Genomic DNA, 14,528 nt, shown 5'->3' with positions numbered 1-14,528 from the left:
TTAACTCATTTCAGCATATTTTTTCTTTTTAGCCAAACGTTCCCGTTCGTTTTTATCTAAAATTTTCTTCCGCAAGCGGATTGATTGTGGAGTGACTTCACAAAATTCATCATCGTTTAAATACTCCAATGATTCCTCCAAGGTCAAGAGACGAGGTTTTTTAATAACAGAAGTCTGATCTTTATTAGCAGAACGAACGTTTGTTGCCTGCTTAACCTTCGTAATATTAACTGTAAGGTCATTTTCTCGGGTATGTTCCCCTACGATCATTCCTTCGTAAATTTCCGTTCCCGGCTCAACAAAAATGGTTCCGCGGTCTTCCACTTGCATTATACCATAAGTCGATGCTTTACCAGACTCCATTGAGACAAGAACACCTTGTCTTCTTCCGCCAACCTGACCCGTAGCCATTGGCTGGTAGCTGTCAAATGTATGATTGATGATTCCGTACCCTCTAGTCAGCGTCAAAAATTCTGTTGTGTAGCCAATTAAGCCGCGGGCAGGAACATTAAATATTAGCCGAACCTGACCTGTTCCATTATTAATCATATCAAGCATTTCACCTTTGCGAGCTCCAAGAGATTCCATGACAGAACCTGTATGCTCCTCAGGAACATCAATTTGTACCCTCTCGATTGGCTCACAGCGTACTCCATCAATTTCCTTAACAATAACTTCTGGTTTGGATACTTGAAGCTCATATCCTTCACGGCGCATGTTTTCAATTAAGATGGACAAATGCAGTTCTCCGCGTCCGGAAACAATCCAGGCATCCGGTGAATCCGTATTTTCAACACGTAAGCTGACGTCTGTTTGCAATTGAGCTTGAAGTCTTTCCTCAATCTTTCTGGATGTTAAATATTTGCCTTCACGGCCGGCAAATGGGCTGTTATTGACTGCAAAGGTCATCTGCAGGGTCGGTTCATCAATCCTTAGCACCGGCAGGGCTTCTTGATTTTCTACTGGACAGACGGTTTCCCCGACATTAATATCTTCCATACCAGAAACAGCCACTAAGTCACCGGCAACCGCTTCTTGAACTTCCTCGCGCTTTAATCCAAAGAAACCAAAAATTTTCGTTACTCTGAACTGTTTGACTGAGCCATCAAGCTTCATTAAAGCAACCTGTTGTCCAACCTTCATCGTTCCGCGGAAGACCCGGCCAATCCCAATTCTTCCAACATAGTCACTGTAATCTAGAAGGGCTACCTGAAATTGCAGGGGTTCATCCTTGTTATCGATTGGAGCAGGAATGTGTTCAATAATGGCTTCATATAATGACTGCATGTTTTCATCCTGTTTGTCTGGAGTCAAACTTGCTGTTCCATTGATGCCTGATGCATAAATGACAGGGAATTCTAATTGCTCCTCATTGGCATCCAATTCGATGAACAAGTCAATAACTTCATCTACAACCTCGGCTGGTCGGGCAAAGTCACGGTCGATTTTATTCACGACAACGATTGGAGTCAGATTTTGTTCCAACGCCTTTTTTAACACAAATCTTGTTTGCGGCATAGTGCCTTCATAGGCGTCCACCACGAGCAGAACACCATCGACCATTCTCATAATCCGCTCTACTTCCCCGCCGAAGTCAGCGTGTCCGGGAGTATCCAGGATGTTAATTCTCGTATCTTTATATTGAATAGCAGTATTTTTGGCAAGGATTGTAATGCCGCGCTCTCTTTCCAAATCATTGGAATCCATAGCTCGTTCCTCAACATGCTCATTTGAACGGAACGTTCCTGCCTGTTTTAATAACTGGTCCACCAAGGTGGTTTTTCCGTGGTCAACGTGTGCAATAATCGCAATGTTTCTTATATTATCTCTTTTTTTCAAAGAAGTTCCACTCCTGACTATTTTCGGGTAAAATCTATTTATAGTTTCATTTACAACTAAAACATTATACCATAATAGAAGTGGAAACCTAAAAGTATTTTTTTGTAAATGAAAAATAAAGTTTTGATAAAGGGGTAAAAATCATGAAAGAAGTGAAATGGCCGTTCCTCATTTATGCAATCCTTACCGCAGCAAGCATTATGGGAATAGGTATTGCAATAGCCGAAAAGAGCCTGCTAGGAATATTAGGATGTATTATTGCTGTTGTCGTTATAATGGGACTTGGTTTTAAAACAAAAAAGAAAATGCGCGAAAACGGAACATTATAAATGAAAACTCGCCGATTGGCGAGTCCGTGAGGACGGTTCATGAGGCGTAGTTAAATTTATACTTTCTTATTAGCGTAAAAAAGAGGCCGACCTTTAAGTCCGCCTCTTACCATTTTCCGTCCTTTAAATATTCTTGAAGAATCGTTTGATGCAGCCCCGGCTTGGCGACAAAAAGGGAGTCCTGTGTTAGGTAATCCAGCTTTTCTCCCCTTAAATTAGTGACAACTCCACCAAGCTCCTCGATAATCACAGCCCCTGCAGCATAATCCCATGGTGACAGACGCATAGAAATATACGCATCTACCCGTCCAGTAGCCACAAACACCATTTCTAAAGCCGCTGACCCATAAGATCTTGTCCCTCTTGCATCCCTAACTAATGGAATTAACAAATTATGATCAATTCGGTGATTTTTCATTACCCATGTTGCGTTCAAGGCAATAATGGACTTATTCACTGCAGTCTCGCTTAAATTCGCAATGGGAGTTTCATTCAAATAGGCTCCCTTGCCGGAGAAAGCATGGTACAATTCATCATGAACCACATCATAAACTAACCCAATTTTACCAACACCGTCTTCATAGACCCCGATAGAAATCGCAAAATTTCTTTGCTGATGAATAAAGTTCATCGTTCCATCGATTGGATCAATCATCCAGACGATTCCCTTAAGGCTGTCCAATTTATCTCCGAACCCTTCTTCTCCCATGATTTTATGATGAGGGTAAGCCTCTTTTATTTTTTTGATAAAAAATTGTTCTGTTTCTTTATCAATATTTGTTACCAAATCATTGGCATTTGATTTGGTTTGAATACTTAAGCGCTGATTAAAGGATTGCCGAATCCTCTCTCCTGCTTCGTTTACCCATTGTTTCGCCTGGGAATAAAGACTTTCCCATTTCATCCTTCTTCACTCCAATTTATCTTTATTTCTTGTGAGCTTTCGATGTATGTAGTATGAGATACGGAAAAAATTTCATGTATCTATAGCTTAATCAAAGATAAGCCAATCATCAACTTTTAGCCGCCTTTATTGCTCTTATTAGCGTTTTTCCCAACACAATAATAAACGAACTCCCCCGTCCATATTGGAGTTCGTTTAGAGCATGAAAACTTTTCGTTTCATTCTATTTTGTATCCCCTTAAATTATTAATACAAATTTATTTTTAAAAAGCTTTTAGCCGCATTAATTCTAAACGGATTCTTTCAAGCTTCTGTTTGCATTCTTTGATTTTTTTCTCGTCTTTTTCTTCAATCGCTTCAAATAAAACTGCTAATTCATAGTCCATTTCCAATCTTAGAACCGCTGCTTTTTGCTTTTCGCCAACTTTTTTAAGTGATGTATTCATCAACTGCTTCACCTTTTCTCCTCCCCTATCGATTCATTTTGGATTATTTTTTTACTGTATAATATGAGGCATTTTGAAATGTTGGAACAAATATGTGCTTTAACCCAGAATGCTATTCATTTCATGTCTGTTAAGGCATTATGCTACAATGTTTGGGGAATTGCTTGTAGGAGGTATAGGGATGGATTTTAAAGGATTTACTGAAGAAGATTTTAATGTGTTTTTGGTCGAAGGATTGGAGAATAGAATGGAAGCCTTAAAAACCTCCATTCGTCCTAAATTAGAGCAATTGGGCCATCATTTCACCCCAGCCTTGAATGTATTAACAGGAGATGAAATGTTTGTTCATATTGCCAAACATGCAAGGCGGACAGTTAATCCGCCAAAGGATACCTGGGTGGCTTTCGCCAATAATCCGCGCGGCTATAAAATGCTGCCACATTTTCAAATCGGCTTGTGGCATACCCACTTATTTATTTGGTTTGCGGTTATTTATGAAGCTCCACAAAAGGAAGTAATCGCAGCTCGCCTGTCAAAAAAATTGACCAAAATATATAAAGAAATACCAAAAGAATTTGCGTGGTCCGCTGATCATACGAAGCCTGATACTTTATCACACAGGGAAATGTCAAAGGAAGAATTAAAGGGGCTTATCGACCGCTTACAAACAATAAAAAAAGCAGAACTATTATGCGGCTATACAATAGAGCGAGAAGCTGCTATTGCGCTTGGCTCTGAAGGCTTGATAAACGAAATCGAAAATGTTTTTCAAAAAGTTGCGCCGATTTATAAAATTGCTTGTAATTTAAAATAAAAGAGACAGTTGCTGTCTCTCTTGGGCTGTCGAAAAACTTACGATAGCCTTTTATTATACTTATTTTTTTAATAATTCACACCTTAATTGTTAAGACATAATGAATATATAAGCTTTTCAACAGGTGTATTCATTAAAGACCTTCAACTTACAAAATAAGAAAAGATGATATAGGACAAGGGTAGGAAGCCAAATGGAAAATGTCCAATAAAAGGCTTCTTAAAGACAAAACAGGTGTGGCTTTGAGTGTAGGAGGCTTCTAATGGACAAAACGGGTGGTTTTTCATATGAAAATGTCCAATAAAACACTTCTATTGGACAAAACGGGTGGCACTTGGTGTTAAATTGTTCAATAGAAGGCTCTTCTAACTGCCTGCCAAAAATATAAAAATATTGCAACACACTTAGCAAGGTTAGAAAAAGGTGTGTTGCAATCTTTTAGATAGATTTGCCCCCCTGTTGGTTGGAGCCGAGGGCACTCGACTCCTGCGGGATATAGAGGTCACTGGAGACCCCGCAGGCGCTTTCAGCGCCGAGGAGGCTCCAGGACCTCCCCGCGGAAAGCGAGTGCCCGGAGCGGAAATCAACAGGCAGGTTATCAGGGACAAGCACAATTTAGGTTTAAACAAAAAATAAAAAATTGCCGAGAAAAATACACTTTCTCGACAATCTGAGGAGACAGTTGCTGTCTCCTTTGTTTATTTCATCGTAATCCGGTCACCGGGAGAAGCTTCTTTTGCTTTTTTTATGGCCCGATAGGATGAATATCCGCTGATTTCTTCAAATTCACCGCAAATGGTCTTTTCCTCTGCTTTACTTGGGACAATTTCCTTAAATCTCCGGTAGACGGACATCAACTGGTCGCGTTCAATTCCGGATTCATACGCTTTTTCAATGGCTTCAAAGAAATGAACGACATCGACAATCTCCTCTGTCGACCATCTGTAGTCTATTGGATACTGATATTCCATGTGATCACCTGCTGTTTTCTCTTTTGTATTGTTTCTTATTCTTTCCACTTCCGGCGAATTTGTTCAGCTTCAAGGATAATCCGATCAAAAAGCTCGGCAGTAGACGGTACGTCTTTAATAAGTCCCATGACCTGGCCCGCCCACGCGAAGCCTTCATCTACTTCACCATTATAAATGTACCGTTGATTAGCTTTTCCACTAATAAAATCCTTAAGCTCTTCATAACCGCCATGATTCTTTTCAATTTCAAGAATTTTATCTGTCCATGTGTTCGCAATTGCTCTTGCTGGTGCGCCGAGCGAGCGCTTAATCACCACTGTATCAGTTTCAGTGCCTTCAATCAATGCATTTTTATACACATCATTAGCATGAACACATTCCTTAGTGGCAATAAAACGAGTACCCATCTCTATTCCTTCAGCACCTAAACTGAGTGCAGCCATTAGCCCTCTGCCGTCACCTATTCCGCCCGAAGCAATAACAGGTATTGACACTGAATCGACAACCTGAGGAATTAACACCATGGTACCTAGATCATCACGGCCAAGATGCCCTCCACCTTCCTGACCAACTACCATTACGGCATCAGCGCCAAGTTCCTCCGCCTTCACTGCCTGCCTTCTTGCAGCAACAAGGACAAGCTTTTTAATGGTTGTACCCTGTAATTGTTCAAAAATAGGAGCCGGATTTCCGCCAGTCATAGAAATAACAGGTACCTCTTCATCAATAGCAACCTGCAAAAAGTCAGCAAAAGGCCTTCCGGTTTGTCCGATGGCAAAATTCACTCCAAAAGGATTATCGGTTAATTCTCTAACCTTCTTAATTTCTTCTCTAAGAAGTTCAGGACTTGCCAAGGACATGGCCGTAATTTGCCCAAGGCCGCCACTATTGGATACGGCTGCGGCTAAATCAGAATAAGCTAAATACGCAAGCCCGCCTTGAATAATTGGATAGCGGATATTTAATATTTCCGTTACTCGTGTCTGCCAATTCATTTTAAAAATCACTCCTTAATTAGTCGTTATTTGTTATTTCGTTTCAAACGGGTAAATTTCCTTTTCTTTTGGGAAACTAAATTTTATAAATCCATTCGGATAAAAATTTACAGAATTCCTATGCAGACCACATATTTAATGCTATAATTCAATTTGTTTTTTTGAATTTATTTATAAGAGATCTTTAATAAGAGGTGTGTATAAATTGTCCCAAAATCAAACACCGCTCTTTAGCGGTTTATTAGCACATGCCAATAGAAATCCAATTCAATTTCATATACCTGGACATAAAAAAGGAGCCGGTATGGATCCGGAATTCCGAGAGTTCATTGGTGAGAATGCTCTTTCCATTGACTTAATCAATATTGGACCACTTGATGACCTGCATTCACCTAAAGGAATGATCAAGCAGGCCCAGGAATTGGCGGCAGAAGCTTTTGGTGCCGACCATACTTTCTTTTCCGTCCAAGGTACCAGCGGAGCCATTATGACAATGGTTATGGCAGTTTGCGGCCCTGGAGATAAAATCATTGTGCCACGAAATGTCCATAAATCAGTCATGTCAGGGATTGTCTTTTCAGGTGCAATTCCTGTATTTATCCATCCGGAAATTGACATGGAGCTGGGGATTTCCCATGGCATTACACCGGAATCAGTAGAAAAAGCACTTGAACAGCACCCTGATGCTAAAGGGGTATTAGTCATTAACCCTACTTACTTTGGAGTTTCCGCCGACTTAAAAAGAATCGTGGAAATTGCCCACTCTTATGAAGTGCCTGTCCTTGTAGACGAGGCCCATGGAGTTCATATTCATTTCCATGAAGACCTTCCAATATCAGCCATGCAGGCAGGTGCGGATATGGCTGCAACAAGCGTTCATAAGCTTGGCGGTTCGATGACGCAAAGCTCCATTTTAAATGTTAAAGAAGGTCTTGTTTCGGTTAAACATGTTCAATCCATTCTCAGCATGCTGACGACAACATCCACTTCTTATTTATTATTGGCTTCGCTGGATGTTGCCAGGAAACAGCTGGTGATGAAAGGAAGAGAATTAATTGACAGAACGATTCGCCTTTCGCAGTCCATCCGTCAAAGAGTGAACGAAATTGAACATCTTTATTGCCCTGGTGAAGAAATTTTAGATTCCAAAGCCATATTTGATTATGACCCGACAAAACTGATTATTTCCGTCAAAGATTTAGGGCTTACGGGCTATGAAGTAGAAAATTGGCTCCGGGAAAAGCACAATATTGAAGTGGAAATGTCTGATCTTTACAATATCCTCTGTATAATTACTTTAGGAGATACGGAAAATGAAGGGGATCTTTTAGTAACCGCATTAAGGGAGCTTTCTAAAGAGTATGAGCATCGTTCTGAAAAGATTGAGCCTGTTGAGGTTCTCCTTCCGGAAATTCCTTTACTTGCCTTAACTCCGAGGGATGCGTTTTACTCTGAAACGGAAGTAGTTGCACTTGAGGAATCTGAGGGCAGAATAATTGCTGAATTCATTATGGTGTATCCTCCAGGAATCCCAATTTTTATTCCTGGTGAGATTATTACGAAAGAAAACCTCCACTATATAAAGAAAAACCTGGAGGCCGGACTGCCTGTTCAAGGACCTGAGGACGATGAACTGAAAACAATCCGGGTTATTAAAGAATATAAGGCAATTCAATAGCAAATAAAAAATACAGGATTCCTAATGGAATCCTGTTTATTTTTAAGTAAATTATATTTATTTTACTTCTTTTTCCCCATGGCTTTCGCAGCAGCAGCCGCATTTTGAATAGAGAACCGTAACTTTTTCATCTTCAAAATGATCAATTGTTGAATTACAAGTTTGGCATACAATAGTACCCATGCTTATTAGTCCCCTTTTTTATGGAATTATCACTAAATTGAAAGCGATTTACTATCCTTGAAATCATAATAATATATCACATTAAAAATTTCAAGCCTAATTGTATGTCACATTTAAAATTAATAATTTAAATAGGAGTTAAAAATGTCCCAATAACAAACATTTTAGCTTCGAACTGGACAAATAAAGAAAAGTTTATAAATATTCCTATTTAAGTTGTCATTATTTTTTATTCAATGCTAGAATAAAAGAGGTGATATTACAGGTATATAAGGGGGATAATGATGGCTTTAAATGCATATATAAAGCTCGTGCCTTCATCAGCGAAGCAAACGATTACAATCGAAGAAGTAAAGGATTTATTTCACTACTATAAAGACATTACAAGCAAAACAGGCGATCAGCTGAATTGGCAATTTGAGGATGCAGCACTACCTTATGAGATAAAAGAAACGTCTGAAGGAAAAGGAAACTGGTTTTATTTACATTCTGACCATGAGCGTTACTTTGCCATTTTAATAGGTGTTGATAAAGAAACTGTCAAAACAGAAGAAGGCGGGGAATATGAGCAGACATATATTCAGGTTACCTTGCCGGAACAATCTACATACGGAGATAAAGGAAAAGCAAATGAATTTTGCAAATTCCTGGCCAAAAAACTTCAAGGAGAATTGCACCTCTTTAACGAAAGAATTATGTATTTTTACCCAAGAAAATAAGCTCCCATCGGGAGCTTTTTTTAATGTATATAACGTGCCATGGTGTAATGGATTGATGTATAGACCACTAGGCTTAATGTGGTAATAAAAAGTGTCTTACGGAAAGAATTGGTGATTTTGTTGCCGATAATGAAAGCCAAATAAAAAAAGACGAAAAACATAATAACTTTAAATAGAAGCTGATCATGTTTTGACAGCCATTCGATTAATGTATAGCCACTCCAAATAATAAATTGCAGCATCATGACGATATAAACCTTCATCTTTGTCACCACGCAGTTACATTTATTAAAATAATTATATTATAGGAACAGCAAATTATTTGTAAAACTTTGCAATACTAACTACAAATATTTGATTTCCCCCATAAAAAAAGTCCCTTTCGTGTTTATGCACAAAAGGGACTCTTTTTTATTATTTAAGGATGTGAATTGGACTTCCTAGAGCTACTTCCGCTGCTTCCATAGTGATTTCACCAAGGGTTGGATGGGCATGAATGGTCATAGCCAAATCTTCTGCAGTCATCCCTGCTTCAATCGCAAGGCCAAGCTCAGCAATCATATCAGAAGCGTTTGCACCGGCAATTTGTGCACCGATTACAAGGCCGTCTTCTTTCCGAGTAACTAATCGTAAGAAACCATCACTTGAGTCAAGCGATAGAGCACGGCCATTTGCTGCAAATGGGAACTTAGCAACCGTTACTTCCATTCCTTCTTCCTTCGCCTGCGCCTCAGTATATCCAACTGCAGCCAACTCAGGCTCAGAGAAGACAACGGCTGGAATTCCTAAATAATCAATTTCAGACGGATGTCCCGAAATTGCCTCCGCCGCAATTTTAGCCTCATATGATGCCTTGTGGGCTAATTGAGGGCCTGCCACGACATCACCGATAGCGTAAATATTACTAATATTAGTTCGGCATTGTTTATCGATTTCGATCAATCCGCGGTCTGATAATTTCACCCCGGCTTGTTCAAGACCCATTTCATCAGTATTAGGACGTCGTCCAACCATGACGAAAACATAATCAGCTTCGATTTTCTTTTCTTCACCTTTTGTTTCAAAGGTTACCACGACGCCGTTTTCTGTCTCTTCCACACCTTTAGCTAAGGCTTTCGTATAAAACTCCGCACCTTTTTTCTTCATGTTGCGCTTAACTAAGGCCGCCATTTGCTTATCAAAAACGCCCATTCCTAAAATTTCCTCGGCACCTTCCAAAATCGTCACCTGACTGCCAAAGTTTGCATAAGCACCGCCAAGTTCAATCCCGATAACACCGCCGCCAATCACGACAATTTTCTCAGGAATTTCGTTTAGATTAAGGGCACCAGTCGAATTTAGAACACGCTTTGAATATTTAAATGCCGGCAGTTCAATAGGACGGGAACCAGTTGCAATAATAGCATTATTAAAAGTATAAGTTTGAGCAGAATCTTCATTGATTACACGAAGGGTATTAGCATCCACAAAGTATGCTTCTCCGCGTACAATGTTCACTTTATTCCCTTTTAATAAGCCCTCTACACCGCCGGTTAATTTTTTAACGATACCAGCTTTAAATTCTTGAACTTTCGAGAAGTCAACCTTTACATTTTCAGCTGTAATCCCGAAGCCCTCGGAATGAAGCGCAGTTTCATAACGATGACCTGCGGCGATTAAAGCTTTTGAAGGAATACAGCCGACATTTAAACATACTCCGCCTACATATTCCTTTTCTACAATTGTTACCTTTTGTCCTAGTTGAGCCGCACGAATAGCTGCCACATACCCGCCAGGACCAGAGCCGATGACTATAGTTTCTGTTTCAATCGGAAAATCTCCAACTACCATTTTTCTTACGCCTCCATTAACAATAGTTCTGGATCGTTCAACAATCGCTTGATATGATTTAGTGCATTCTGAGCAGTTGCACCGTCAATCATGCGATGGTCGAAGCTTAAGCTGATGGCTAATACAGGGGCTGCAACGATTTCGCCATTTCTGACAATCGGTTTCTCGGCAATACGGCCAATTCCTAAAATAGCCACTTCAGGATGGTTAATGACTGGAGTAAACCATTGTCCTCCAGCAGAACCGATATTGCTGATTGTGCATGAGCCGCCTTTCATTTCATCAGGAGCTAGCTTTCCGCTTCTAGCCTTGTCAGCCAATTCATTAATTTCTTGAGAGATTGAGAAAACTGATTTACGGTCTGCATCCTTAACAACCGGAACTAATAGACCTTTTTCAGTATCAGCAGCAATGCCAATATTGAAGTAGTGCTTATGAACAATTTCCCCGGCAGCATCGTCAATCGATGTATTTAAAACAGGGTATTCACGCAATGCACTTGTTAAAGCTTTTACGACATATGGAAGGAAGGTTAACTTGATGCCTTTCTGGGCAGCAACTTCCTTGAATTTTTTACGGTGGGCAACAAGCTTTGTTACATCCACTTCATCCATTAATGTAACATGTGGAGCAGTATGTTTGGAATTGACCATCGCTTTCGCAATTGCTTTGCGGATTCCGCTTAACTTCTCGCGAGTTTCCGGATATTGCCCTTGCGGAATTTGTGCAGCAGCTTTAGGCGCTTCAACCGTTTCAGCAGCTTCAGTTGCAGGTGCTGCTGCTTGAGGTGCCGCTGCTTGTGCACCACCGTTTAAGAATGAATCAATATCTTCTTTTAGAACCCGGCCATTTTTCCCTGACCCAGCCACTAAACTGATTTCTACACCTTTATCACGTGAATATTTACGAACAGATGGCATAGCAATAATGCGTCTATTAGGATCCACATCAGCCTGCGGTTGTGCCGCTGCAGCTTCTTGAGGCTGTGCAGCAGGCTGAGATGGCGCTTCTACAGGTTTTGTATCTGGAGAAGGTGCCGGCTGAGGAGCTGCTTGTGCTTCTGGCTGCGGCTGTTCTTCCGCATGGTCTCCTTTAAATTGTAAGTCTTCATAACCCGGTGCATCAAAAGTCACCAGAACTTGTCCTACTGTTGCTACCGTTCCTTCACCAATTAATACTTCAAGTACTGTTCCTTCAACAGGGGAAGGAATTTCAACTACAGCTTTATCGTTTTGAATTTCACAAAGGACATCATCTTCTTTTACCTGATCTCCAGGTTTGATGAACCATTTAACAATTTCCCCTTCGTGAATACCTTCACCGATGTCAGGCATTTTAAATTGAAATGACACTGGTATTCATCCTCCTATTTCGCTTGTGGTTTGCTTTTAGTATCAAGGGCAATAGGGAAACAGTTAAGCCCTATTTCCCTTTTCATTAAAATGTTAATACTTTTTTAGCTGTTTCAATTACGTCTTTGTAATTTGGAAGCCAAACAGACTCGGCTTGTGAGAAAGGATAAATAGTATCCGGTGCAGCCACGCGCAGAACTGGTGCTTCTAGGCTTAAAATTGCACGGTCATTGATTTCAGCCACTACATTGGCAGCAACACCGGCCATTTTTTGTGCTTCTTGAACGACAATCGCACGGCCCGTTTTTTCAACAGATGCAATAATAGTGTCGATATCAAGTGGGCTGATTGTACGCAAGTCGATTACTTCAACAGAATGTCCTTCCTTCGCTAACTCATCTGCCGCTTTTAAAGATTCGTGCACCATTGCACCATAAGTAATAATAGATAAATCAGTACCTTCACGTTTTACATCAGCTTTACCAAGTGGAATAGTATACTCTTCCTCTGGCACCTCTTGGCGGAAAGCACGATAAAGCTTCAAATGCTCAAGGAAAATGACAGGGTCATTATCACGGATTGCTGAAAGCAATAATCCTTTTGCATCATACGGCGTAGATGGGACAACGACTTTTAACCCTGGTGTTTGCGCCATCAAACCTTCTAAGCTATCGGAATGCAGCTCAGGCGTGTGGACACCGCCGCCAAATGGAGAACGAACAGTAATCGGCATATGATAACGACCGCCTGAACGGTAGCGCATACGTGACATTTGCCCTGCAATAGAATCCATTACCTCAAATACGAAGCCAAAGAATTGAATCTCAGGGATTGGGCGGAATCCTGTCATAGCAAGACCAATTGCTAGTCCGCCAATTCCTGATTCGGCAAGAGGAGTGTCAAATACACGATCTTCACTAAATTCTTTTTGAAGGCCTTCTGTCGCCCGGAATACACCGCCGTTTACGCCAACGTCTTCGCCGAATACTAACGTTTTAGGGTCATTTTTCAACTCCGTACGAAGTGCATCAGTAATTGCTTGAATCATTGTCATTTGAGCCATGACTTACTTCGACTCCTTTGCTTGATAAATTTCATTTTGTTCTTTTAAATTAACCGGCATTTCCTCAAACATGATGGATAATAAATCGGTAACCTTTTGTTTAGGAGCCGAATCCGCCTTTTTAATTGCCTCTTTAATATCTTCTTTTGCTTGTTCAATTACTTCATTTTCTTTTTCTTCACTCCATAAGCCTTTCTTCTCAAGGAATTTACGGAAACGGACAAGCGGATCTTTCTTTTCCCATTCATTATCAAGGTCAGCAGTACGGTAACGGGTTGGATCGTCACCAGCCATCGTATGTGGTCCATAACGATAGGTTAACGTTTCAATTAAGGTAGGTCCTTCGCCATTGATGGCACGGTCGCGAGCATCTTTTACGGCAGCATATACTGCAAGCGGGTCCATTCCATCGACTTGGATACCAGGGATTCCAGCAGCCATCGCTTTCTGGGCAATTGTTTTAGCCGCAGATTGCTTTTCAACTGGAGTGGAAATCGCAAATCGGTTGTTTTGAACTATGAAAATAGCTGGCGCCTTGAATGCACCTGCAAAGTTAATACCTTCATAGAAGTCTCCTTGGGACGCGCCGCCATCACCTGTATAGGTAATCGCTACTGCCTTCGTGCCGTTCTTTTTAAGTCCTAATGCCACACCTGCTGTCTGCACATATTGGGCACCAATAATAATTTGTGGAGATAAAACATTAACTCCCTCAGGAATTTGGTTGCCATGAAAATGTCCACGTGAAAACAGGAATGCTTGGTAAAGCGGCAGTCCGTGCCAAATTAACTGAGGAACATCCCGATATCCAGGTAAAATAAAATCTTCTTTCTCAAGAGCAAATTGTGATGCCAACTGGGACGCTTCCTGTCCTGCTGTCGGTGCATAGAAACCCAAACGGCCCTGACGATTTAGGGAAATGGATCTCTGGTCTAAAATTCTTGTGTACACCATCCGCCGCATAAGTTCCTGCAGCTGCTCGTCTGTTAATTCTGGCATTGCGCCTTCATTAACAACTTCCCCTTCTTCATTTAAGATTTGGAATGTTTTAAACTGTTCTTCTGCTGCTTGGAGTGACTTAACTGCATCCAACGGCATATTTTTGGTTTGAGAAGCCATCGTGGTCACATCTTCCTTTCATTATTTAAATACTTATTATTAAAATAAAATCCACTACGTTAGGTTACCCAAAAAAGCAAGAAAATAGGGTATTCCAAATTTTTTCAAGTAAAAATCATGAACCTAACTGCCACATATAATCTGTATTAATATTTCCAATAGAAAATATTAATACAACATATCATTCCATAACCGAGTTTACACCATCCAATCTGAAGCGTCAAATCCTTTACACCATAATTTTTCACCACATCCATATTATTTATTTTTCGCCCAGACTAATAAC

Annotated in this window: 15 protein-coding genes; 4 read left to right on the top strand and 11 right to left on the bottom strand. The window is 40.5% G+C overall.

Annotated features, from left to right (window positions below; genetic code table 11):
* Nucleotides 1–1,839 carry a translational GTPase TypA gene (typA, locus tag QNN06_RS10160; protein ID WP_213116470.1) on the bottom strand — a complete coding sequence of 613 codons (1,839 nt, stop codon included), beginning with the start codon at nucleotides 1,837–1,839 and terminating at the stop codon, nucleotides 1–3.
* A 143-nt stretch (nucleotides 1,840–1,982) separates the two neighbouring features.
* On the opposite strand from typA, the gene QNN06_RS10155 reads away from it, so the two are divergent.
* On the top strand, nucleotides 1,983–2,168 hold the full coding sequence (locus QNN06_RS10155; protein ID WP_213116471.1) for a YlaF family protein: 186 nt from the start codon (nucleotides 1,983–1,985) through the stop codon (nucleotides 2,166–2,168).
* Nucleotides 2,169–2,274: 106 nt separating this feature from the next.
* Here QNN06_RS10155 and QNN06_RS10150 read toward each other — a convergent pair whose 3' ends face one another.
* Together QNN06_RS10150 and QNN06_RS10145 are read right to left on the bottom strand one after the other, a co-directional pair.
* A complete protein-coding gene (locus QNN06_RS10150) occupies nucleotides 2,275–3,072 on the bottom strand; it encodes an inositol monophosphatase family protein (RefSeq protein ID WP_213116472.1) in 798 nt (265 codons plus the stop codon).
* Between the two features lie 263 nt (nucleotides 3,073–3,335).
* The gene (locus tag QNN06_RS10145) at nucleotides 3,336–3,530 is read right to left on the bottom strand and encodes a hypothetical protein (RefSeq protein WP_213116473.1); all 195 of its coding nucleotides are present in this window, start codon (nucleotides 3,528–3,530) and stop codon (nucleotides 3,336–3,338) included.
* Between the two features lie 169 nt (nucleotides 3,531–3,699).
* Here QNN06_RS10145 and QNN06_RS10140 point away from each other — a divergent pair, with 169 nt between their 5' ends.
* The gene (locus QNN06_RS10140; RefSeq protein WP_213116474.1) at nucleotides 3,700–4,332 is read left to right on the top strand and encodes a YktB family protein; all 633 of its coding nucleotides are present in this window, start codon (nucleotides 3,700–3,702) and stop codon (nucleotides 4,330–4,332) included.
* Between the two features lie 698 nt (nucleotides 4,333–5,030).
* Here QNN06_RS10140 and QNN06_RS10135 read toward each other — a convergent pair.
* Nucleotides 5,031–5,303 carry a UPF0223 family protein gene (locus QNN06_RS10135; protein ID WP_213116475.1) on the bottom strand — a complete coding sequence of 91 codons (273 nt, stop codon included), beginning with the start codon at nucleotides 5,301–5,303 and terminating at the stop codon, nucleotides 5,031–5,033.
* 35 nt (nucleotides 5,304–5,338) lie between these two features.
* The gene (locus QNN06_RS10130) at nucleotides 5,339–6,298 is read right to left on the bottom strand and encodes an NAD(P)H-dependent flavin oxidoreductase (protein ID WP_213116476.1); all 960 of its coding nucleotides are present in this window, start codon (nucleotides 6,296–6,298) and stop codon (nucleotides 5,339–5,341) included.
* A gap of 205 nt (nucleotides 6,299–6,503) precedes the next feature.
* Between QNN06_RS10130 and QNN06_RS10125 the strand changes: the two genes are divergently transcribed.
* Nucleotides 6,504–7,976 (top strand): aminotransferase class I/II-fold pyridoxal phosphate-dependent enzyme, encoded by a 1,473-nt coding sequence (locus QNN06_RS10125; RefSeq protein ID WP_213116477.1) that lies wholly within the window; start codon nucleotides 6,504–6,506, stop codon nucleotides 7,974–7,976.
* A 57-nt stretch (nucleotides 7,977–8,033) separates the two neighbouring features.
* Here QNN06_RS10125 and QNN06_RS10120 read toward each other — a convergent pair whose 3' ends face one another.
* Nucleotides 8,034–8,159, bottom strand: a complete 126-nt coding sequence (locus tag QNN06_RS10120; protein ID WP_213116478.1) for a GapA-binding peptide SR1P — start codon at nucleotides 8,157–8,159, stop codon at nucleotides 8,034–8,036.
* Nucleotides 8,160–8,443: 284 nt separating this feature from the next.
* Between QNN06_RS10120 and QNN06_RS10115 the strand changes: the two genes are divergently transcribed.
* Nucleotides 8,444–8,878 carry a DUF1885 family protein gene (locus QNN06_RS10115; RefSeq protein ID WP_213116479.1) on the top strand — a complete coding sequence of 145 codons (435 nt, stop codon included), beginning with the start codon at nucleotides 8,444–8,446 and terminating at the stop codon, nucleotides 8,876–8,878.
* A gap of 20 nt (nucleotides 8,879–8,898) precedes the next feature.
* On the opposite strand, the gene QNN06_RS10110 is transcribed toward QNN06_RS10115, so the two are convergent.
* From QNN06_RS10110 to pdhA, 5 genes are all read right to left on the bottom strand, one after another.
* Nucleotides 8,899–9,141, bottom strand: coding sequence for a hypothetical protein (locus tag QNN06_RS10110; RefSeq protein ID WP_284037522.1), 243 nt, complete (start codon nucleotides 9,139–9,141; stop codon nucleotides 8,899–8,901).
* A gap of 151 nt (nucleotides 9,142–9,292) precedes the next feature.
* Nucleotides 9,293–10,708, bottom strand: coding sequence for a dihydrolipoyl dehydrogenase (gene lpdA / locus QNN06_RS10105; RefSeq protein ID WP_284037521.1), 1,416 nt, complete (start codon nucleotides 10,706–10,708; stop codon nucleotides 9,293–9,295).
* A 5-nt stretch (nucleotides 10,709–10,713) separates the two neighbouring features.
* On the bottom strand, nucleotides 10,714–12,060 hold the full coding sequence (locus tag QNN06_RS10100; RefSeq protein WP_213116482.1) for a dihydrolipoamide acetyltransferase family protein: 1,347 nt from the start codon (nucleotides 12,058–12,060) through the stop codon (nucleotides 10,714–10,716).
* A gap of 85 nt (nucleotides 12,061–12,145) precedes the next feature.
* Nucleotides 12,146–13,123: an alpha-ketoacid dehydrogenase subunit beta gene (locus tag QNN06_RS10095; protein WP_217032937.1), complete on the bottom strand. Its 978-nt coding sequence runs from the start codon at nucleotides 13,121–13,123 to the stop codon at nucleotides 12,146–12,148.
* A gap of 3 nt (nucleotides 13,124–13,126) precedes the next feature.
* A complete protein-coding gene (gene pdhA, locus QNN06_RS10090) occupies nucleotides 13,127–14,242 on the bottom strand; it encodes a pyruvate dehydrogenase (acetyl-transferring) E1 component subunit alpha (protein WP_213116484.1) in 1,116 nt (371 codons plus the stop codon).
* Nucleotides 14,243–14,528 lie beyond the last annotated feature (286 nt).

The organism is Neobacillus sp. 114 (assembly GCF_030127045.1).
Classification (GTDB): domain Bacteria; phylum Bacillota; class Bacilli; order Bacillales; family Cytobacillaceae; genus Neobacillus; species Neobacillus rhizophilus.
This window is presented reverse-complemented; position numbering and strand designations above follow the sequence as displayed.